The 692-nt window shown below is 39.5% G+C and carries 2 protein-coding genes; one reads left to right on the top strand and one right to left on the bottom strand.

The features are described from left to right. A partial coding sequence (locus ACIPUA_RS07270) for a transposase domain-containing protein (protein WP_449059514.1) occupies positions 1-145 on the top strand: 145 nt, incomplete at its 5' end. Positions 146-300: 155 nt separating this feature from the next. On the opposite strand, the gene ACIPUA_RS07265 is transcribed toward ACIPUA_RS07270, so the two are convergent. Beyond that, a partial coding sequence (locus ACIPUA_RS07265; protein WP_449059513.1) for an MrpH family fimbial adhesin occupies positions 301-692 on the bottom strand: 392 nt, incomplete at its 5' end.

Below are 692 nucleotides of genomic sequence, written 5' to 3'. Positions count from 1 at the left end.
TGCCAGTGCGCTGCTGTACAGCATCATCGAGACAGCAAAAGCTAACGGGCTAATCCTCTACGATTACCTGGTGAGATGTATGAAAGAGCTGGCAAAGTCAGAGCCAGATATCAACTCACTTCTTCCCTGGAACTTCTTACATTAAAACTAAAGCGCTCCGTGGGATCATGGGGCGCTTACTTTCCACTAACTGGAGGAATACAGATAGACGGTCTAAATGAGTCGCTTACGCTTATCTACAAAAATTAAGAAGACATATTGCCTTCTTAATTTTTTTGGTTTGGACTAAAATAGAGAGTGTTAGTTTAATGTTACAACTAATGTGGAGCTTCCTGTATAACGATCGGGGGCAATCGTTCCTGCTGCAGATAATGTAGAAATAACATCAATATAAGTTAATATATTTTTATCTATTTTTTGACTATTATTACTTCCTGGTGAATCACTGATAGGTATATCCATACCATTTCGTTTTAACGAAAGGGTTGATGATAAGTTTGTCCCCAATTGTAATGTTGTCTCAGTAAAACTGAATGAGACAGATGCATTTTCGGTACATTTAACACCTATCTTCGCTGAGGCTTGATTACCATTCAATCGACCAGTACTGACTATTCCATGGTCAAGATTTACTGTATCACCACCTGTTGGGCCAGTGATCTGACATGACATAGGTATGGGGTCAATTGGAG

The sequence above is a fragment of the Providencia sp. AGC89 genome, assembly GCF_053543535.1.
This window is presented reverse-complemented; position numbering and strand designations above follow the sequence as displayed.